General features: G+C 57.2%; 16 protein-coding genes and 1 pseudogene. 7 read left to right on the top strand and 10 right to left on the bottom strand.

The annotated features are described in order from the left end of the window. Positions 1 to 5: 5 nt before the first annotated feature. On the bottom strand, positions 6 to 1694 hold the full coding sequence (gene fadD1, locus PSES9_RS0121695) for a long-chain-fatty-acid--CoA ligase FadD1 (protein WP_010490533.1): 1689 nt from the start codon (positions 1692 to 1694) through the stop codon (positions 6 to 8). 359 nt (positions 1695 to 2053) lie between these two features. Next, positions 2054 to 3742, bottom strand: coding sequence for a long-chain-fatty-acid--CoA ligase FadD2 (gene fadD2, locus PSES9_RS0121690; protein ID WP_010490531.1), 1689 nt, complete (start codon positions 3740 to 3742; stop codon positions 2054 to 2056). A 301-nt stretch (positions 3743 to 4043) separates the two neighbouring features. On the opposite strand from fadD2, the gene PSES9_RS0121685 reads away from it, so the two are divergent. From PSES9_RS0121685 to codA, 5 genes and pseudogenes are all read left to right on the top strand, one after another. Continuing rightward, the gene (locus tag PSES9_RS0121685; protein ID WP_010490530.1) at positions 4044 to 5006 is read left to right on the top strand and encodes an alpha/beta hydrolase; all 963 of its coding nucleotides are present in this window, start codon (positions 4044 to 4046) and stop codon (positions 5004 to 5006) included. Further along, positions 5003 to 5473, top strand: coding sequence for a MaoC family dehydratase (locus PSES9_RS0121680; protein WP_010490527.1), 471 nt, complete (start codon positions 5003 to 5005; stop codon positions 5471 to 5473). The genes PSES9_RS0121685 and PSES9_RS0121680 overlap by 4 nt, the downstream gene beginning before the upstream one ends. Positions 5474 to 5742: 269 nt before the next feature. Continuing rightward, positions 5743 to 7051 (top strand): annotated as a pseudogene (codB, locus tag PSES9_RS24055) (cytosine permease). Continuing rightward, on the top strand, positions 7052 to 8293 hold the full coding sequence (locus PSES9_RS0121670; protein WP_010490525.1) for a PucR family transcriptional regulator: 1242 nt from the start codon (positions 7052 to 7054) through the stop codon (positions 8291 to 8293). Continuing rightward, on the top strand, positions 8290 to 9525 hold the full coding sequence (gene codA / locus PSES9_RS0121665) for a cytosine deaminase (protein ID WP_010490522.1): 1236 nt from the start codon (positions 8290 to 8292) through the stop codon (positions 9523 to 9525). The genes PSES9_RS0121670 and codA overlap by 4 nt, the downstream gene beginning before the upstream one ends. Positions 9526 to 9598: 73 nt before the next feature. Here codA and PSES9_RS0121660 read toward each other — a convergent pair whose 3' ends face one another. The 7 genes from PSES9_RS0121660 to PSES9_RS0121630 form a co-directional block, all read right to left on the bottom strand. Beyond that, a complete protein-coding gene (locus PSES9_RS0121660; protein ID WP_010490520.1) occupies positions 9599 to 10459 on the bottom strand; it encodes an efflux RND transporter periplasmic adaptor subunit in 861 nt (286 codons plus the stop codon). Positions 10460 to 10476: 17 nt separating this feature from the next. After that, positions 10477 to 10680, bottom strand: coding sequence for a DUF1656 domain-containing protein (locus PSES9_RS0121655; protein ID WP_010490519.1), 204 nt, complete (start codon positions 10678 to 10680; stop codon positions 10477 to 10479). After that, complete coding sequence (locus PSES9_RS0121650) at positions 10667 to 12655, bottom strand: FUSC family protein (RefSeq protein ID WP_010490517.1); 1989 nt, start codon at positions 12653 to 12655, stop codon at positions 10667 to 10669. The genes PSES9_RS0121655 and PSES9_RS0121650 overlap by 14 nt, the downstream gene beginning before the upstream one ends. 417 nt (positions 12656 to 13072) lie before the next feature. Next, a complete protein-coding gene (gene ccoM, locus PSES9_RS25595; RefSeq protein ID WP_010490515.1) occupies positions 13073 to 13183 on the bottom strand; it encodes a cytochrome c oxidase subunit CcoM in 111 nt (36 codons plus the stop codon). 156 nt (positions 13184 to 13339) lie between these two features. Beyond that, positions 13340 to 13501 (bottom strand): hypothetical protein, encoded by a 162-nt coding sequence (locus PSES9_RS25125; protein WP_010490513.1) that lies wholly within the window; start codon positions 13499 to 13501, stop codon positions 13340 to 13342. After that, complete coding sequence (locus tag PSES9_RS0121635) at positions 13491 to 14111, bottom strand: alpha-ketoglutarate-dependent dioxygenase AlkB family protein (RefSeq protein WP_010490511.1); 621 nt, start codon at positions 14109 to 14111, stop codon at positions 13491 to 13493. The genes PSES9_RS25125 and PSES9_RS0121635 overlap by 11 nt, the downstream gene beginning before the upstream one ends. A gap of 90 nt (positions 14112 to 14201) precedes the next feature. Then, positions 14202 to 14504, bottom strand: a complete 303-nt coding sequence (locus PSES9_RS0121630; protein WP_010490509.1) for a hypothetical protein — start codon at positions 14502 to 14504, stop codon at positions 14202 to 14204. Between the two features lie 181 nt (positions 14505 to 14685). On the opposite strand from PSES9_RS0121630, the gene rapA reads away from it, so the two are divergent. Beyond that, positions 14686 to 17532, top strand: coding sequence for an RNA polymerase-associated protein RapA (gene rapA / locus PSES9_RS0121625; protein ID WP_010490506.1), 2847 nt, complete (start codon positions 14686 to 14688; stop codon positions 17530 to 17532). A gap of 62 nt (positions 17533 to 17594) precedes the next feature. Here rapA and PSES9_RS0121620 read toward each other — a convergent pair whose 3' ends face one another. Next, a complete protein-coding gene (locus PSES9_RS0121620) occupies positions 17595 to 18944 on the bottom strand; it encodes a spinster family MFS transporter (RefSeq protein ID WP_010490504.1) in 1350 nt (449 codons plus the stop codon). Between the two features lie 376 nt (positions 18945 to 19320). Between PSES9_RS0121620 and PSES9_RS0121615 the strand changes: the two genes are divergently transcribed. After that, positions 19321 to 21492: a putative bifunctional diguanylate cyclase/phosphodiesterase gene (locus PSES9_RS0121615; protein WP_010490502.1), complete on the top strand. Its 2172-nt coding sequence runs from the start codon at positions 19321 to 19323 to the stop codon at positions 21490 to 21492. Positions 21493 to 21513 lie beyond the last annotated feature (21 nt).

The following is a 21513-nucleotide window of genomic DNA, read 5'->3' as shown; positions in this document are numbered from 1 at the left end:
GCGCCTTACTGGGCGCCAGCCTTCTTCAGCTCTTCGTCACGTAGCTCACGACGCAGGATTTTACCCACGTTGGTAGTGGGCAGAACGTCGCGGAACTCAACGCACTTGGGCACTTTGTAGCCTGTCAGGTTGGCACGCATGTGCGCCATGACCTGCTCTTTGGTGACGCTTTCACCCGGCTTGACCACAACGAAGACCTTGATTGCCTCACCCGATTTTTCGTCAGGCACACCAATGGCCGCACACTGCAGAACGCCAGGCAAGGTTGCCAGCACATCTTCCAGCTCGTTCGGGTAGACGTTGAAACCAGACACCAGAATCATGTCCTTCTTGCGGTCGACAATGCGCAGATAGCCGTCCGGCTCGATCAAACCGATATCGCCGGTTTTCAGCCAGCCTTCGGCATCGAGAATTTCATCGGTGGCTTCCTGGCGCTGCCAGTAGCCTTTCATCACTTGCGGGCCTTTGACGCAAATCTCGCCGGTCTCACCAAGCTCAAGCACCTTGCCTTCATCATCGACAATTCGGCAAAGCGTCGATGGCACCGGAATACCAATGGTGCCCAAACGAATGGCGCTGAATGGGTTGACCGTTGCAACCGGGCTGGTTTCGGTCATGCCGAAGCCTTCGCACACCGCGCATCCGGTGACCGCCTTCCAGCGCTCTGCCGTGGCTTGCTGCAAGGCCATGCCACCGGAAACCGTCAACTTGAGCGAGGAGAAGTCCAGCTTGCGAAAGCCTTCGAAGTTGCTCAAGGCCACAAACAGGGTATTGAGGCCTACGAAGCCTGTGAACCTGTACTTGGACAGGTCGTTCACCACTGCGGGCAAGTCACGCGGGTTGGTGATCAAGATATTGTGCGCGCCGATCAGCATCATCGCCATGCAATGAAAAGTGAAGGCATAGATGTGGTAAAGCGGCAACGGAGCCACAACCACTTCGCAACCCTCATTGAGGTTGGCGCCCATCAACTCCCTGACTTGCAGCATGTTGGCGACCAAGTTGCGGTGCGTGAGCATCGCCCCTTTGGCCACGCCTGTGGTACCGCCGGTGTATTGCAGCACAGCAACATCGCCATTGGCGGGGCTCGCCTCTTTAACAGCCTGGCCACGGCCTTTGGCCAAAGCGCCAAGGAAGCTGGTGGACTGCGGCAGTTTATAGGCCGGGACCATTTTTTTAACGTGCTTGACCACTGCATTGACGATCAAGCGCTTGAACATCGGCAACATGTCGCCCACTTCGGTGACAATGATGCTTCTGACCCCGGTCTTGGGCACTACTTGTTCAGCCAGGTGCGCCATATTGGCCAGGCAGACCAATGCTTTAGCGCCAGAGTCGTTGAACTGATGCTCCAGTTCCCGTGCGGTGTATAGCGGGTTGGTGTTGACCACGACCAGGCCGGCGCGAATGGCACCGAACACAACAATCGGATACTGCAAGATATTAGGCATCTGTACAGCAATACGGTCGCCAGGCTGCAGGTCGGTATGATTTTGCAGATAGGCTGCAAAATCACCAGACAACTTGTAAATATCGCCGTAGGTCAGGGTTTTTCCCATATTGCTGAAAGCAGGCTTATCAGCGAAACGCTGGCAGGACTGTTGCAAGACCGCTTGGATATTAGGGTATTGGTCCGGGTTGATCTCGGCAGCAACCCCAACTGGATACTTATCCTTCCAGAAGTTTTCGATCATGGAAGCCCACTCCTCAGTTACATCTATTCATCACTGCCGTCTCGGCAGTTGTATTGTTGTTTATATGCCTGAAGCTTGACCATCGCACAGGCCAAAAGCGGGCCGAGAGTAGCAGCTTTGCCTGAGATCGACCAGCACCAAACTCAACCCTACCAGTCATAAACAGTACGATTTGTCCAAATCCAGTCACGCTCCTGTCACACCAAGCAGCACACGCCTGACCTTAATAGCCTGGGTCGATTAGCTTGCGGCGCGTCGAATAATCAAAGGCACAATGAAAAAGCCAGGCCCTGGCGCAATACGCGCTAGAGCCTGGCTTTTAATGGCACCTGATCTTAAAGTTCAGGCAGGGCTATCGATCAAGCAATATCACGAAGTTCCCGGCGCAGGATTTTGCCGACCGGTGTCATCGGCAGAGAGTCTCGGAACACGATCTGCTTGGGCACCTTGTAAGCGGTGAAGTTTTCCTTGCAGAAGGCTTTGAGCTCGGCTTCATCGAGCCCACCTTCGCGGGCAACCACGAAAAGCTTGACCGCCTCGCCTGATTTTTCATCAGCCACACCCACTGCAGCGCAACTGGCAACCTGAGGATGACTCATGACGACGTCTTCGATTTCGTTCGGGTAGACGTTGAAACCAGAGACAATGATCATGTCTTTCTTGCGATCAACGATGCGGGTATAGCCATCTTCATCGATCACGGCGATGTCACCGGTCTTGAACCAACCTTCAGCGTCCAATACTTCCGCCGTCGCTTCGGCACGCTGCCAATAGCCCTTCATGACTTGCGGGCCTTGCACGCACAACTCGCCACGCTCGCCAAAAGGCTGCTCAACGCCCTCGTCGTCAATCACCTTGAACGCAGTGCCCGGCACAGGAAGCCCAACAGTACCCAGGCGCGCCAGCTTGCCATAGGGGTTGGTACTGGCAACAGGCGAAGTTTCGGTCAGGCCGTAGCCCTCGACTACAGTGCAACCTGTCACCTCGTGCCAGCGCTCAGCGGTGGCCTTGACCAGGGCAGTGCCACCCGAGTTGGTTAGCTTGAGGTTGGAGAAATCGAGATTCTTGAACTCAGGATGGTCCATCAAGGCGACAAACAGGGTGTTCAGGCCCAGCAACGCCGAAAACTGCCACTTACCCAGCTCCTTGATAAAGCCTGGAATGTCCCGTGGATTGGTGATCAGTACGTTGTGGTTACCGTTGACCATCATGCACATGCAGTTAGCGGTGAATGCATAGATATGGTAAAGCGGCAGCGGCGCAATCATCACTTCCTGGCCCTGCTTCATCAGTGGCGCGCCCTTGTCATCGAGCTGCTGCATGCAGGCGTCGATCTGCAGCATATTGGCCACAAGGTTACCGTGGGTCAGCATTGCACCCTTGGCCACCCCCGTGGTGCCACCGGTGTATTGCAGCACGGCAATATCATCATGGCCGACGCTGATCGGATGCAATGCACCACCCTGCCCCTGTTTGAGCACGCTCTTGAAAGACAGCGCTTGCGGCAGCTGGTAATCAGGCACCATCTTTTTGACTTTCTTGACCACGGTATTGACCAGCCAGCCTTTGAGCGCTGGCTGCAGGTCGCCCATCTTGGCTTCGATCAGGTACTCGATATCGGTATCCGGCAGTACGTCCTGCACCAGCTTGCCGAACATATTCAGGTAGACCAAAGCGCGAGCGCCCGAGTCCTTGAACTGGTGACGCATTTCACGCGCGGTGTACAGCGGGTTGGTATTGACCACGATAAGCCCGGCGCGCATCGCACCGAACACTGCAATGGGGTATTGCAGGACATTGGGCATCTGCACGGCAATGCGCTCGCCCGGCTTGAGATCGGTATGTTTCTGCAGGTAGCTGGCAAAGGCTGCGGACAGACGATCGAGCTCAGCGTAGGTCAATGTCACGCCCATATTGCTGAAGGCTGGGCGGTCAGCAAACTTTTTACAGGATCTTTCAAACACTTCGTTGACCGAGCGGTAGGCGCTCAGGTCAATGTTATCGGGTACACCGGCGGCGCGCTTACCGCTCCAGAACTCAGGTTGCATTATTTTTATCCCCTTCCCCTGAAAAATGTCTGCCCATTCGAGCAGGCCGTTAGCTGACGTCTTATCCATCCTCTATTGAGCAGCGGGCGCATGCCTTGCATAGAGTCGCGCACGCAATAAGCGTAGCGGGTAATTGCCGAGCCAGACCTGCACGGGCTGGATGAACGTTATCAGTAACTCATCAATACGCATATAGCCTGGCGGGCGCTATCAATGACGTGAATCTTTACTCACCTCATTCGACTGTCAAAGCGCCCAGGCTGGTCCTACAATAGCCATTCACGCCTGCTAAGGATTCGCCATGCAACACGAGGCTTTTTGGCATAAAAGTACTGATTGCACGCCACTGTATGTCAACCACTGGTTTGGCCAGCAGCCACCCAAGGCAATCGTCATGCTGGCCCACGGCATGGCTGAACATAGCGGGCGTTATGCAGGTTTCGCGCAAGCGCTGGTCGCCAATGGCTTCGAACTCTATGCGCACGATCAGCGCGGCCACGGCAGGACAGCCGAAAATGGCACCCTTGGCCACTATGCGGACGCCAACGGCTGGAACCTGGTGCTCGATGACCTGGCCTGCATCAATCACCTGATCCGCCATCAACATGCGCAAGCCCCGATATTCTTGTTCGGCCACAGCATGGGCAGCTATATCGGCCAAGCCTATCTGATGCAGCACAGCAGCAGCGTGCATGGCGCCGTACTTTCAGGCTCCAACTATCAACCCGTTGCCCTGTACAAAAGCGCGCGGGCCATCGCCCGGTTTGAGGCCTGGCGCCAAGGTCCGATGGGCCACAGTGCATTGATCGACTTTCTTTCATTCGGCTCGTTCAACAAGGCATTAAAGCCCAACCGCACCCCGTTTGACTGGCTGAGCCGCGACCCGGACGAGGTCGACAAGTACATCAATGACCCGCTCTGCGGTTTTCGTTGCAGCAACCAGTTGTGGCTCGACTTGCTCGCCGGCCTGCAGCAGATCACTCCACCTGCAAAGCTCGCCCAGATCGAAGCCAGCCTGCCGTTGTTGATAATTGGCGGCGCACGTGACCCGGTAAGCCAGGGCAAACGTCTTGCAGACTTGGCCGGCGCACTTAAAGAGGCCGGTAAACAGCATGTAGAACTGAAAATCTATCCTGAAGCCCGCCACGAATTGCTCAACGAGAGCAATCGCCAGGAGGTCAGCAGTTTTATCATTGATTGGCTGGAGCAGACACTTGGCCAGCCACGCCCATTTCGATCCACTATCCAGGAGATCCACCAATGAGCCAACTTAGCAACACGCCTTACGACGAACTCGAAGTCGGCCAAAAAGCCAGTTACAGCAAGACTGTCGAGGAGCGTGACGTGCAGCTATTTGCCGCCGTTTCTGGTGACAACAACCCGGTTCACCTGGATGCCCAGTTCGCCGCCGAAAGCATGTTCAAGGAACGTATTGCACATGGCATGTTCAGCGGTGCCTTGATCAGCGCAGCGGTTGCCTGTGAATTGCCCGGACCCGGTACCATCTACCTGGGCCAGACCATGCGCTTTACCCTGCCGGTAAAGCTCGGCGATACCCTGACCGTGCAACTGGAGATTCTCGAGAAACTACCCAAGTTCCGGGTACGCATCGCCACTCGCGTGGTCAATCAGCGTGATGAAATGGTGGTTGACGGTGAAGCCGAGATCCTGGCTCCACGCAAGAAACAAACAGTCGAGATGCCGCCGATGCCACAGGTTACTGTCAGCTAAGCAATAGCGCTCGAAAAACATATATTGTGCTTTGTGCCTGAGCCATCGGACAATGCACAATAGCTGTGCATGCAAGCCCTGCATGCACAGTACCTGACCCTATGGATTTATCCAGCACATAGCCTAGCCAATATATTCACCGTTTTTTTGTGCACTACGCACAAATCGTTTTGTAACAATCATTCTGTGTGAAGTGCATTCTCAGAATTTAGCGGACTGGCACGCCATCTGCTATGCCGAATACTTCACTACCCCTGTGGAGTTTCCCCATGTCAACCAACAACGATAGCGACTACCCGCTCAGCGAAGTTCCGCAAGGCGCGCGCAAAGGCCTGTTCTCAACCTCGATTCTGCTATTCGGCTTCACCTTCTTCACCGCCACCATGTTCGCCGGCGGCAAAATCGGCATGGCCTTTGATTTCACATCACTGATCTGGGCCGCAGTCATTGGCAACCTGCTGCTCGGCCTCTATGCAGCGGTTTTGGGGCTGATCGCCTGTCGCAGCGGCTTGAACTCTGTGCTGATGGGGCGCTTTTGCTTCGGCGAGACTGGCAGCAAGCTGTCCGATGTGCTGCTGGGTTTCACCCAGATAGGCTGGTACGCCTGGGGCACCGCAACCATTGCCATAGTTCTGGTAAAGATCCTCGGCCTGCCGCAAGGGCTGACAACCTCGCTGATGGTGCTGTTTGGCTTTGGTTTCTGCATTACGGCCTTCATTGGCTACAAGGGCCTGGACATGCTTTCGCGGGTGGCGGTACCGGCGATGATGGTGCTGCTTGGCTGCTCATTGTGGATCGCCACTCGCGATGCCGGGGGCATGAGTGCCTTGATGGCGATCGAACCCAAGGAAAGCATGAGCCTGAGCGTGGCGATCACCATGGTGTTCGGCACCTTCGTCAGCGGCGCAACCCAAGCCACCAACTGGACACGCTTTGCCAAAAGCGGCCGAGTGGCGATGCTCTCAAGCCTGCTCGGATTCTTTATCGGCAACGGCTTGATGATTATTGCCGGCGCCTACGGGGCCATTGTCTACCAGCAGCCGGACGTGGGGGGCCATTGTCTACCAGCAGCCGGACGTGGTCGAAGTGCTGGTCCTGCAAGGCTTGTCGATGGCGGCTGTGGTGATGTTGTTTCTCAACCTGTGGACCACTCAGGACAACACCATCTATAACTTCGCCGCCGCTGGCTGTAACTTGCTGCGTACCGAGCGTCGCAAGCTGGTCACTGTCGCCGGGGCTGGGATTGGTACCTTGCTGGCAATTGCCGGTATGTACGAAATGCTGATTCCGTTCTTGATCCTGCTCGGCTCGATCATTCCACCGATTGGCGGCGGGATCATGGCCGACTTCTTCTCCGGTCATAAAGGTCGCTATCCAAAGCTTGCCGACACCCAGTTGCCGGCATTCAACTGGGTTGGGCTTGGCGCCTATGCAATTGGCGCGGTGTGCGCCTACATGTCGCCATGGGTTGCCCCTATCGTCGGGATTGGCGTGGCTGCATGTGCCTACATACTGCTGTCGAAAGTCATCAGCCCGGTGCCGACAAGCACCATCAACGCCTCAGGCTCAGTCAACTAAATGAGCCTGACCCTGGCCGACATACTGGCCCTGCCTGGCCTCGAAAGCATGCGTCTGCGTGCTGGCCAGGCGATTCAGAACAACCCGGTTCGCTGGCCTTATGTGGCGGAGAACAGCAGCATCGCCGAATGGATCATGGGCGGCGAGCTGGTGTTTGTCACGGGCATCAACCACCCGCGCGATGAAGAAAACCTGTTGTTGCTGGTGCGCCAGGCACAGCAACGCGCTGCCGCCGGACTGGTCATACTGACCGGTCCGGAGTACATCAAACAGATTCCCCAAAGCGTCATCGACACTGCACAACAACTGGGCGTCCCCCTCATCGAGCAACCTTACTCGCTGAAAATGGTGGTGGTCACCCAAACCATTGGCACGGCCTTGGTCCAGGCACAAATGCTTGGCCGCTCACGCCAGCACTTGCTTGAGCAACTGCTCGAAGGTGATGTGCAGTCCCTCGACTCTTTGCTGCAAAGGGCGCACAGCCTGGGCTTGCCATTGACCACCGCCCGGCAAGTTGCGCTGCTCAAGCTCGAAGGCAGCGAACGACTGATCGAAGCCTTCGGTGCTGATCAGGCCGAATCCATCTTGCAAGGCAGTCGCGAACGCCTGCAGCGTGCACTGCAACAACTATTGGACACTCTTGGCCAGGCACTTGCTCCAGTCTGCCAGGGCGAACACTGGATTGCCCTGCTCCCGGCCGTCGCCAGGAACGACCAGCAACGTAATCGCCAAGCAATGCAGGAACTGATCGAAGCGCTCAACCCTGAGCTTGCCCCGCTGCGCCTGTACCTCGGCCTGAGCACAGAAGGTCATGGCCCCGCACGTTTCGCCCATGCCCTGCATGAGGCGCGCCAGGCACTGGTTGCCGCGCAGTCATTCCCTGAACGCCTGGGCGTGTGCAGCTTCAACGAGCTGGGAGCGATTGAACTGCTGGGCGCGATTCGTGATCGCAGCGTGCTCGATCAATTCGTCAACAAGGTGCTCGGCCCAATCATCAGCGACGACAATCGTCACGAACCGGTATTGATGCCTACGCTTGAGGCCTGGTTCCACGAGAGCGGTAACCTCGCGCTCGCGGCCCAGCGCCTGGGCGTGCACCGCAACACCATGAGTTACCGGACCCAGCGCATCGAAACGCTAACAGGCAGCTCATTTAGCAACCCCCACGATCGTCTCAACATCAGCATCGCCTTGTTGATTTGGCGCTTGTCCTCTTCACGCCCTGCCCGGAGTACTGCATGAACATTATTAACGCCCGTCTACGCGGTCGCGAAGGCCTGTATCGAATCGTCCTGGAACAGGATCGGATCGTCGAGATCAGCCCCCATAGCCCTACGATCAGCGCAGTGTCGAACGACCTTGATGCCGGTGGCAACCTGGTGATCGCCCCCTTCGTTGAACCGCATATTCACCTCGACGCCACGCTCACCGCGGGCGATCCGGCATGGAACATGAGCGGGACCCTGTTCGAAGGTATCGAGTTGTGGGGCAAGCGCAAAGCACAGGTCACCCACGAAGACACCAAGTTGCGCGCCAAAAAAACCATCGACATGCTGGTTGAACATGGCATCCAGCATGTCCGTACTCACGTCGATGTCACCGACCCGACCCTGGGTGCGCTCAGGGCCATGGTTGAAGTACGCGAGGAAACCCGGCACCTGGTCGACCTGCAGATTGTGGCCTTCCCTCAGGAAGGTATTGAATCATTCACCAACGGTCGCGCGCTGATGGAGCAAGCGGTTGAACTTGGCGCCGATGTAGTCGGCGGCATTCCGCACTTTGAAAACACCCGCGATCAGGGCGTCAGCTCTATCAAGTTCCTGATGGACCTTGCCGAGCGCACCGGTTGCCTGGTGGATGTGCATTGCGACGAAACCGACGATCCGCACTCGCGCTTTCTCGAAGTACTGGCCGAAGAAGCCCGGGTACGCGGCATGGGCGCCAGGGTAACCGCCAGCCACACCACTGCCATGGGCTCCTACGACAATGCTTACTGCTCGAAGCTGTTCCGTTTGTTGAAGATGTCGGGCATCAACTTCATTTCCTGCCCGACCGAAAGCATTCACCTGCAGGGACGCTTCGACACCTACCCCAAGCGTCGTGGCCTGACCCGAGTCGCCGAGATTGATCGCGCCGGGATGAATGTCTGCTTCGCCCAGGACTCAATCGTCGACCCTTGGTATCCCTTGGGTAACGGCAACATCCTGCGCATTCTCGAAGCAGGCCTGCACATCTGCCATATGCTCGGCTATGCCGACTTGCAGCGCGCCCTGGACCTGATTACCGATAACAGTGCACGCACACTGAACCTGGGCGAACGCTACGGCCTGGAAGTCGGCCGTCCAGCCAACCTGCTGCTGCTCTCAGCGCCAAGTGACTACGAGATGATCCGCACCCAAGGTTATGCCTTGACCTCGATTCGCGCAGGCAAGGTGATCATGCAGCGCACACCCGCCAAGGTTGCGCGTTTCTAGGACAATGCGCCAAGACGGCCGATGCTCGACTTGGCGCCGCACTTGAGGAACCTCTGGGATTTACCGAGGTTCCTTAGCGCTTGTCCAGCACCTTGACGCTGGCGGTCATGCCGGCGCTCAACAAGACATCCTCCGGTATTTCATCAAGCTGGATACGCACCGGGATACGCTGCGCCAGGCGCACCCAGTTGAAGGTCGGTTCGACATTGGCCAGCAATTGGCCATCCGGGCTGGCGTTGCGATCGGTAATGCCACGGCTGATGCTTTGCACATGCCCCTTGAGTGGATGTTGATAGCTCATCAGCCAGATTTCGACCTCATCACCGACTGCAATCTTGGGCAGCTTGGTTTCTTCAAAGTAGGCCTGTACGTAATAGGAATCCTCATCCACCAGCGCCAGCACTGGCTGGCCGGTATTTACGTAATTGCCTTCAGCCAGTTGCAAGTTGGTGATGTAGCCGTTGCGCGTTGCCAGCAACCGGCTGCGCGAGACATTCAACTGGGCTTGCTTCACCTCAGCCTGTGCCTGATGGTATTCGGCCAGGGCAATTTGCGCACTGATCTGCGAGTTCTCCCGTAGCTCGGCGCTGATTGCCTGCGGCCCCAGGCGAGCACGCCTGGAGGCTTCGTGCTGACGCAAATTCAACTGTTGCTTGCGGGTTTCCAATACCGCCTTGGCCTGTTCAAGGGCAACGTCATAGCGCTCCGGATCGATCTTCATCAACAGGTCGCCAACGCTGACCCGCTGGTTGTCCTTGAGCGACAACCCCACCACTGCCCCGGAAACATCAGGCGCAATGGTCACGATATCGGCTCGTACTCGTGCGTCGCGCGTCCATGGAGAATACATGTAGTAATTCCATAGCCAGTGACCGGCAAACAAGGCCGCCAGCACAACGGCAAGGGTAATACACACACGAATAGTTGAACGCATAAATTGATTCTCCATGACTAACGCCCAAGCACCGCAACAATGCCTGCCAACACACACACAAACAACGCCGTATCGAACAGTGCTTCATGCCAGATCCAGCGCGAGGCGCCAAGGCGAGCAAGCAACAGGCGCAAGACCCCGGTCACCGCAAACGCCAGCACCAGGTAGATAAGAAACGGGCTGAGCAGGACACCGCCTATCGACCACTCATGCAAGCCCATATTGCTCTCCTTTATGAGCACACCAGTTTTTCCAGCCTAACTGCAATTGCAGCAGCGCGGCTCGCGCCAGGCGCCGGTCAATACTCGAAGCATTGGCATCGAGCGCCTGCAACAACTGCTCAACGGCTGTATCTAACACCTGCCCGCGCTCAGGCGCCGGACCAATGCCCAGTTGCAGATCGAGTTGCTGCAGGAAATGCTGCTCGGCGATGCCAAACGACTTGTCGCCGGCCTCCAGGCACCCACGCAGATGCAGCAATTCATCACCCAGATCAAGGCTGGCGATACCGTCATCCCAGCGCGTGCGCGTTTCATTGGGCAACGCAGGATAATGTCGCGCCAACTGCAATAGTCGATCAGCAATACGCCCGCCAAACCAGTTTTCGGCACCACTGAGGGGGCGCCGGGTCAAGCGCCGCAGATCATTGAGCGTGGCATCCAGCAACCGGCTGCCCAGCCAGCGGGGGTTGCGGATGGAAATCAGGTTGAATGCCAGCACGGCAAAGCCAACCCCCATGATCAGTGCCTGCGAAGTATTGAGGAAATAAGAGACGCTGAAATTCATCTGGTTTTGCGGCGAGCAAAGCAAAATAAAGTGCAGCGCAAAAGATGTGGACGTGGCGCCCATGGCCGGATTGCACATGCCCAATGCGGCAAAAAACAGCGGCACGCCCATGGCCAGGCAAAGCATGGCAAAGCTGCTCAACTGCGGCAGGATCAGCTCTCCCACCACAAAGGCCACTGGAATGGCGTAGAAGATCCCGCGCAGGAACATCATGCCGATCTGCGCTGCATTATCGCGGCTGGCAAACAGGCTGCAGACCACCCCCGTCATCAGGATCCCGCCAGAGGCGAGGGTCCAGCCGGTCGCCATCCAGAATGTACAAAACGCCAGGAAGGCAAAGGCGCTGCGGCCACCGTAAATAAAACCCGTCTGCCAGTCGCTGTGCCATGACAGGGGGTCTGGCGCATTGCGCGGGGCAACCCCCTGTTCGACAGCGTGCAATGACTGATCAGCAACCTTCATGCGGGTAACCAACAGCAACAAGCGCTCCAGGCAGATCTGCTGCGCGGTATTCAATCGTTCGCTCAAGGCGGCCAAGCGAACCCGTTCGGCCAGCCCATCCAAACCACTCATCTGCTCCATTTCGAACTGCTCACGCGCAGCGACGATCAGGGGCTCGATACATTCTCGCTCTTGCGCACTGAGCTGGCGTAACTGACGCCCTACCCCACGAGCGAGACGCAACATGCTGAGCAAGTCACGGCTCAGGACCCGCAGCGCTGCGGCGCGCTGACGCCCGCGCGTGCCCTCAAACCAGGCATGTTCGCGTTGTGAGTCGACCGCCACTATATGCCCCAGAACCTGCAGCAAGCCCTGTCGCGCGTGGCCCTCTTGCGCCAAGGCCAGCGAGGCTGCGTTCAAGCCAGCGCGCCAGGCAACATTGGCCTGCTGGATCAGCTGCACCTCGACCCTCTGAGGCCAGATGATTGCGCTTGCTGCGGTGGCGCAGAGGATACCCAATGAAATTTCGGTGCAGCGTGCCACTGCTTGATCAAACACCGTGAGCGGGTTGCTCACTGCTGGCAAGCCGATGATGGCCACGGTGTAGCCTGCCAGTACGAAGGAGTAGGACCAGGCACTGCGCAGCATGGTTGAAGAAGCCGTACACATGGCCAGCCAGAGCGCCAGCGCGCCTATGAACACCCAGGGTGTCTGCGCGAAAAGACCAATAAACGCCACGGACAATATGGTCCCGACCAGGGTGCCAACCATTCGTGCCAGGCCCTTTTGCGCAACCATGCCTGACAAGGGCTGGGCCACGATAAATGCGGTCATCATCGCCCATACCGGTTGCTCCAGGCCAAAGCGCATCGCGCACCAGAGCGCCAGCCCTGCTCCGAGCAGCGTTTTGATTGCAAATTGTATGGCTTGTCGGCTAGGCGCAATGAAGGCCAGCGATGCGTGGGGCATGACTGCGTCCGAGGAATTGCTCAAGTATGAAAATAGCGGATTGACACCAACACGCCTCTGAAACTTTCACGCAAGGTATTGCGAAGCTATAAATTGCTCATTGATGACCACCGGCGGCGTAGCCGCATTGCTAGGCAATCATGCTGCAATCGGGTTTCACGCTGAAGCTTAAGAGGCTTGTAAAAGCCTTTCGCGTGACAATTATTAGCCAGCTAACTAAATTCGTCTAGCCCATGCTAACAATTCTGCGAAAAATAGATGGCTATGCATTCAAGTGCTCAAGGCTGAACACTGGGGATTTCAATCAAAGGTTGTGCTGACTCTTCGGCCATGCCCATTGCAGACGATGACCCACAAAAAAAGGCGACCGAAGTCGCCTGAAGCTGCCTTGCGTGCAGTCGAGTTGAAAGACCCGCCTTACTTGCGCTTGTGCGCGTCTTTCCAAATGAACATACCAACCCCGCCAAAGAAGGCGAACATCAGCAATACAGTGCCAATACCTGCAAGAACGACAGTGTCGATAAACATGGTTGCCTCCTAGACGGCGTGTAATCTGGAATGGCTCCAAGTTACGCAACGGCAGGCTGGCTGGACTTGACTTGGATCAATAATGATCCCGGGGCGGGACTGAATCAGCGTCAGACACTGATCCAGATCAATAGAACAACAGGGGCTTGTAACGACTTAGCGCTTCTTCGACTTGCCTTTGGACTTTTTCTTGGCCTTAGGCAGTGGCAGGGCCTGCTCGAACGCCTTGCGCATTTCATCGAGCTTCTTGTCGTGCAGGTCGTGGATCCGCTTGCCACGCTCGACGTTAAAGTCGATCAGGTTGTTTTCATTGCTCATGGGCAAAACCATCCCCGTCCAGTACATAACGAAAAGTCAGATTAAGCCGTGGCGCGCAGGGTTTGCGCGTTTTGGCTATCTGGTGCTGCCAATAATGCTGGGTTGATCCGCGCATGACCAGTAGCGAGCCATGATCCAGGTGCAAAGAGTGCTCAATGCGCTGCTGGCCTTTGCGGCGCAAGTCAAAACGCCTGCCGCCGCCAAGGCTCAATGAAACCACAATCGGATCGCGCCCCAGTTCGGCCTCGTCATCACTGTGCCAGCCCATTGAGTCCTGGCCATCGCGATAATAATTGAGCAGCAGGCCATTGAGGGGCTGGCCTACAAAATCTACCAGTTGCGTACGGATCTGCGCCAGCAGAGGCGTCCACGGCAGGGGCACGTGATACAGGCCCGAATAACGATAGCCAATGCCCGCGTCGCCATACCAGGCCAACAGACGTGGTACCGGATGGCAGCGCCCGAACAGATTGACCTCCGGCTGCTGCCAGGGCGTCTGCCGATGCAGTTGTTGCAACCAGAGGTCGGCAAGCTCGGCGTTGAGCCACTGCGGATAAAAATCCAGCTCAGCATCAGGCAGCTGCAGTGGGGTATCGGCAAACAAACTCACAGCGCTATTCACTCAAGGCAAAGGGGCGAACCATTCGGGCTGTGCGAGAAGATCACTCGCGCGGTTAGCACAACCTGCATTGTCGGCTGCTCAGACCTCAATATCCACCCACAATCCCCGGCGCGGGAGTTCCTCGCCGTCCTCATTGGGCTCGATGTCGCTGGTTTCATCGCCCGCCTCGGCCAGCAGTGCCGCGGCATAGCGTTTTTGTTGGCGGCGCTGCTCTTCGCGCAATATCGCCTCGGCGTCCTGCGGATGGCGTTTATCGAGGTTAAGCGCGCTTTCCTTGCTGGTTTCTGCCACAGGCATGACCGGCGGGGTAAGCGGTTTGGGCTTGACCACATCCTGGCTAGCAGTAACGGGGACCAAGCTCTGCGGGATCGGTGGCAACACGATTGGACCCTCCTTTGGTCAGGCTGTCGGCAGGTTGAGCGCAAACATGAGCCTGACCTCACTACACTTTCGACTCAAAGGCTGATTTTTTATATCCAGCAAAACGCGAAAAGATCAATGGGGCTTTGGCCTAAACCGGCGTTGCGGTTACCATAGCCGGCTTTTCACGCGGGAGACAGGCATGGCGCAGCAGTATGAACCGGGGCAACGCTGGATCAGTGACAGCGAAGCAGAGCTGGGCTTGGGGACCATCCTCATGCAGGAAGGTCGCATGCTCACGGTACTTTACCCGGCGACTGGCGAAACCCGTCAATACGCCGCGCGCAGCGCACCACTGACGCGTGTGCGCTTCTCGCCCGGCGATGAGATCACCCATTTTGAAGGCTGGAAGCTGACCGTACAGGAAGTCGACGATATCGACGGCCTGCTGGTCTATCACGGTCTCAATGCGCAGCATCAAAGCGTGACAATGCCGGAAACCCAACTCTCCAACTTTATCCAGTTCCGTTTGGCCAGCGACCGCCTGTTCGCAGGCCAGATTGACCCACTGGCCTGGTTCGGCCTGCGTTACCGCACGCTTGAATTCACCAGTAACCACATGCAATCGCCGCTCTGGGGTCTGGGTGGCGTGCGTGCACAGCCCATTGCGCACCAGCTGCACATTGCCCGCGAAGTTGCAGACCGAATTGCACCGCGCGTATTGCTGGCTGACGAAGTCGGCCTGGGTAAAACCATCGAAGCAGGCATGGTGATCCACCGTCAACTGCTCTCTGGCCGTGCCAACCGCGTACTGATACTGGTTCCTGAAAACCTGCAACACCAGTGGCTGGTGGAAATGCGTCGACGTTTCAACCTCGACGTCGCCCTGTTCGACGCCGAACGCTTTATTGAAAGCGACGCCAGCAACCCATTCGAAGACTGCCAACTGGCGCTGGTCGCCCTGGAGTGGCTGCGCGAAGATGAAAAGGCCCAGGACGCTTTATTTGCCGCTGGCTGGGACTTGCTGGTAGTCGACGAAGCACACCACCTGGTCTGGCACCCGGAACGCTCCAGCCCGGAATACTCATTGGTCGAGCAACTGGCTGAAGTCATCCCCGGCGTACTGTTGCTGACCGCAACACCTGAGCAACTCGGCCAGGACAGCCACTTTGCCCGTCTGCGCCTGCTCGACCCCAACCGCTTCCACGACCTCGAAGCCTTCCGCGCCGAAAGTGCCAACTACCGGCCGATTGCCGAGGCCGTGCAAGAATTGCTGGATCAAGGTCGCCTGTCGTCCGAGGCCCATAAAACCATTCATGACTTCCTTGGTGCCGAAGGCGAAGGCCTGCTGGCAGCAGTCAATGACGGCGACAGCGAAGCCTCGGCGCGCTTGATCCGCGAATTGCTCGATCGCCACGGCACTGGCCGCCTGCTGTTTCGTAACACCCGTGCCGCTGTCCAGGGTTTCCCTGAGCGGGAACTGCATGCCTATCCGCTACCAAGCCCGGACGAGTACATGGAGTTGCCGATTGGCGAGCATCCGGACCTGTACCCGGAAGTCAGCTATCAAGCCCAAGCCGAGGTGGATGAAGAACAGCGCTGGTGGCGCTTCGACCCGCGTGTCGAGTGGTTGATCGACACCTTGAAGATGCTGAAAAAGTTCAAGGTCCTGGTGATCTGCGCCCACGCCGAAACCGCGCTGGACCTTGAAGACGCACTGCGCGTGCGCTCGGGCATCCCCGCCACCGTATTCCACGAAGGCATGAGCATCCTTGAGCGTGACCGTGCCGCCGCTTACTTCGCTGACGAAGAATTCGGCGCCCAAGTGCTGATCTGCTCCGAGATCGGCAGTGAAGGCCGCAACTTCCAGTTCTCTCACCACCTGGTACTGTTCGACCTGCCGGCCCACCCCGACCTGCTTGAGCAGCGTATTGGCCGTCTTGATCGTATCGGCCAAAAGCACCGTATCCAGTTGCATGTGCCCTACCTTGAGAGCAGCCCGCAAGAGCGCTTGTTCCAGTGGTATCACAATGCGCTCAACGCATTTCTGGCCACCTGCCCGACAGGTAACGCCCTTCAGCATCAGTTTGGCAGCCGCATGTTGCCGCTGCTGGAAAGCGGTGATGACAGCGAATGGCAAGCCCTGGCGGACGAAGCCAAAACCGAGCGTGTACGTCTTGAAGGCGAGTTGCATGCGGGGCGCGACCGCCTGCTGGAGCTTAACTCCGGCGGCGCCGGTGAAGGCCAGACCCTGGCGGCCGATATCGAAGAGCAGGACGACCAGTTCGCCTTGCCGATCTACATGGAGCAGTTGTTCAATGCCTTCGGTATTGACAGCGAAGACCACTCGGAAAACGCACTGATCCTGCGCCCAAGCGAGAAGATGCTTGACGCCAGCTTCCCGCTCGGCGACGACGAAGGCGTGACCATCACCTACGACCGCAACCTGGCGCTAAGCCGCGAAGACATGCAGTTCCTGACCTGGGAACACCCCATGGTGCAAGGCGCCATGGATCTGGTGCGCTCCGGTTCGATGGGCAACACTGGCGTGGCCTTGATCAAGAACAAGGCGCTAAAACCAGGCACCGTATTGCTTGAACTGCTCTATGTCAGTGATGTGGTCGCACCACGCGCCCTGCAACTTGGTCGCTACCTGCCGCCGGCAGCGCTGCGTTGCCTGCTCGACGCCAACGGTAACGACCTTGCCAGCAAGGTGGCCTTCGAGACGCTCAACGATCAATTGGAAAGCGTGCCCCGTGCCAGCGCCAACAAGTTCGTCCAGGCGCAGCGCGACACACTCAACCCGCAAATTGCAGTGGGTGAAGAAAAAGTCATGCCGCGCCACCTGGAGCGTGTCGCCGAAGCCAAGCGTCGCCTGGCAGCTGATATGGATGAAGAGCTGGCCCGTCTCACCGCATTGCAAGCGGTCAACCCAAGCGTGCGAGACGGCGAGATCGAAACCCTGCGCAACCAGCGTGAGCAAGGCTTGAGCTCGCTCGATAAAGCGGCGTTACGTCTTGAGGCAATCCGCGTGTTGGTTGCAGGTTAATAAGTAGCCGACTCGAATCAAGAAGCCCGCATTCGCGGGCTTCTTTTTGTGTGCGTGAAAGCTCAGCCCAAGGCCACGCCAGCATCCAGCGGCACCTCGGCGGACATTTTGTGCTGCATGCGCTGCGCATCCGCAGCAAAGCAGCGCGAAGCCTGGACCAACGCCAGCATGGTCAGGAACAACGCCACTGGTATCAGATACATCGCATCATGCAAACCAACTGCCTTGAACGCCTCGTTCATCTCGCTGGCGCCTGCCGCCAGCATCGCCGCCTGGGCAAAGTGATCAGACAGCAAACCAACCGCCAATGGCCCGAGACCACCGCCCAGCAGGTAAAGACCGGCAAAAAACAACGCCACGGCCGTGGCCCGCAAGCGGGGTTCTACGACATCTTGAATCGCCGTGTACACACAGGTGTAGAAGTTGTAGGAGAACAGCCAGCCGAGGCTGAACACGCCGACAAATACGGCGACATCGATACGTCCGGAGAACAGGGCGTAGCCGGTTGCCAGCGTTGCAATCAGCATGCTCAACGCCGCAAATAACAGGCGCCCGGTCTCTGAACGCTGGTGAATCTTGTCCGCGACCCAGCCACCCAGGGTCAAGCCAACAAGGCCGGTCAAGCCCACGATCACGCCAGTGGCCACGGCCGCTTGCTCCAGGGGTAGCAAGAAGTAGCGCTGCAGCATCGGCACCATGAATGAGTTGCAAGCATAGGTTGCAAAGTTGAACGCCAAACCGGCCAGCACCAGCCACCAGAATGTGCGAATGGCCAGCACCTTGCGCAGCGGTTTTTCAACCTTGGTGGTTGCCACGGCAACGCGCTCGGATGCGCCACGCGCGGGTTCCTTGATAAAGAACATCATCAGCGCCAGAAGCAAGCCTGGCACCGCCGCGATAAAAAATGGCGCTCGCCAGCTGTCAAAGATACGCACCATGCTGCCGATGGTGAAAAACGCCAGCAAAAAGCCAATCGGCAAACCGAGCATGAAAATACCCATCGCCCTGGCACGTTTGTGCGCCGGGAACAGATCGCCAATCAGTGAATTTGCGGCAGGTGCATAGCTGGCTTCACCAATGCCGATGCCCATGCGAATCAGCAAGAAACTCCAAAAATTCCACGCCAGGCCATTGACCGCGGTCAAGCCGCTCCAGGCCGCCAGGCCCCAGCCCATGATTTTGCGCCGTGCGCCAGTATCCGCCATGCGCCCAAGCGGCACGCCTGCAATGGCGTAGACAATGGTAAATGCCGTGCCCACCAGCCCCAGCTGCAGATCGCTCAGGCTCCATTCTTTGCGCAGAGGCTCGATAATGATCGCAGGAATGGTGCGATCGAAAAAATTGAACATGTTGGCCAGAAACAGCAAAAACAAAACGCGCCACGCATTGGCTGCCTGCTGGGTGGGTTGCATGCGAAGTTTCCTATTATTCTTGTTGTTTTGCTGAAACCTCAGACAGCGTTCCAACTATTGATGTTGCAAGCACGCTAGAGCCTATGGCGGCCTGTGTCTGTGACTATTCGCATGCTGAATCCACGGCCCTAACCCAACCCTATCCATGGCATCCGTACATCAGGACAGTGACGCCTGCTGAGCCAAACATTCCCATCCAGCCAGAACGCGACGTTCGACCGGCTTAAACCTGTGTTTATGCAGCGTTCCAGGCCCGGTCGTTGTTTCTTCAACAACTTTTTCGCGCATTGACCCTCAATGGCTACACTTGCATGAGCCAATGTCACTTTGCCAGCCCTGAGACGAATGGCATTCGGTTGCTACTGGAGAAATAATCATGGATTGGTTTGATCTGCGATTTATCCAGCACATGCCATCAGATGGTCATCTGCTGGAAACCAGTCATCAAAGCCTGGGCATGATGCTCCTGGCTTTTCTACTGGCCTGTATTGCCTGTTACACCGTTCTTGAAGTGATTGAGCGCATCAGCCAGGCGCAACAGCCACTGAGCCGCTGGTTGTGGCGGATAGTCGGTGCGCTCTGCCTGGGCAGTGGCTCCTGGGTACTGCACTTTATCAATCAGTTACCCGCTGAAGAATATGCGCAGTCTGCCGTAGCTGCGCCGGCAAACTTCAGTTCCCTGTGTGTCGCAACGGCTTCGGCCTTTGTGGTCATGCTGAGCATCTCCAAGGGGCACGCCAAGCCGGCACGGCTTTTCACTAGCGCCTTGCTTATCAGTTTGAGCAGCACAGTGCTGCATCTGTTTGCGATCACCCAAAGTCCCCAGGTGATCGCCCTGTTTTATTCGCCCCTGCTGATCATGGCTGCGCTCGCCTTCGCTTTCGCATTCAGCTATGCCGCCCTGTATAGCTCCGCCCACCAGCATGCACAATCCCCGGCGATGTCACGGTTGAGCCGGATTACCGCCAGCGCAGCGCTTGCACTGGCCATTGAGTTCACGCACAGCTTCGGTGTGGAAGCTGTGGTCGCCGACCTCGCAAGCACTGCCTCAACAGACGTGCCGGGGGCTGAGTCGCACATGGCCCTGATTGTCTCGTGCCTGGCATTGCTTGGATTTGCCGCGAGCCTGATTGCCGCAGCGCGAGACAAGTACCAGGTCGTCAACCAGTCTAATGTGCATCGGGTCAATAGCCTGCTCAACCAACTGGACCACGCCCGCACATCGCTCCAGCAAGCAGCCAACTATGATGTTTTAACCCAGCACTTGAACCGCCGGGGCCTGAACCTCGCATTCACCGAGAAGCTGCTCAAGCACCAACAAACCAATACACCACTGGGCGTACTGGTTATCGATATCGACCATTTCAAGCGGATCAACGACAGCCTGGGCCACGCTATCGGCGACAGCATGCTCAAAGTAATAGCCGAGCGCGTGAGCTCAGCCTTGCGCAACGACGACGTACTCTCACGCCTGGGAGGAGATGAGTTCTGTGTGCTTGCCAGCCTCAAATCCAAGGATGAAGCACGGGTGTTGGCCGGGCGCGTTTTACTGGCAATGAAAGAACCCATAGTGATCAACGGCCGCTGCATGACGATGACTACCAGCATCGGCATCTGCATGTTTCCCGAGGATGGCAACAGCCCGGATGAACTGCTCAAGCATGCCGAACTGGCGCTGTACCAAGCCAAGGGCAGCGGACGCAATCAGATGCATGTGTTTAGCTCGCAGCTAAAGGCCAAGGCCAGTGTTGAATTGCTGCTCGAAGAAGAACTGCACACCGCCTTGCGCAGCGATCAAGGCCTGCAACTCTTCTATCAGCCGATACTCAACCTGCACAGCGGGAAGCTCAGCAAGCTTGAGGCGCTCGTGCGCTGGCAGCACCCTCAGCGGGGGCTGCTAAGCCCTGACCGGTTTATTGGTATCGCTGAAGCCAACGGCTTTATCGCTGAGCTGGATAACTGGGTACTGCGCCGTGCTTGCTGTGATCTCTCACGATTGGCCGACGAGGGCCACGAGCATATCAAGATCGCCGTCAATTGCTCTGCGCTCAACCTGGGTCGCAAGGAGTTAGCCACGGAAGTCAGCGAGGCGCTGTTGCACTTCTCGGTTCCTGCGCAACGACTCGAACTGGAGGTCACCGAAAACGCCCTGATGGGAAATATCGGCCAAGCCATCGATCTACTTCAAGAGCTGCGCGCCCAAGGCGTCAGTTTATCTATTGACGACTTTGGTACTGGCTATTCGTCACTGGCTTACCTGAAACGCTTACCCATCGACACCTTGAAAATCGATCGCTCTTTCATCCAGGACATTCCCGGTGCCAATGAAGACATGGAAATTGTCCAAGCCATAATCGCCATGGCTCATTCACTGCGACTCAAAGTGGTGGCCGAGGGCGTGGAAACCCCCGAGCAATTGGACCTGCTCGCTAAATTGAAATGCGACAGCATTCAGGGCTACCTGCTCAGCCGTCCCATTCCCATGCAGCAACTACTGACCTTCCTCGCAGACTTCAAGGTAGAAAGCAGTCTTGCACATCACCTATAGGCAAGCGCCTGAACACGCAGC

The organism is Pseudomonas sp. S9 (assembly GCF_000222125.1).
GTDB lineage: Bacteria > Pseudomonadota > Gammaproteobacteria > Pseudomonadales > Pseudomonadaceae > Aquipseudomonas > Aquipseudomonas segetis.
The sequence above is the reverse complement of the archived record's forward strand: the minus strand, read 5'-3'. Positions and strand labels throughout refer to the sequence as shown.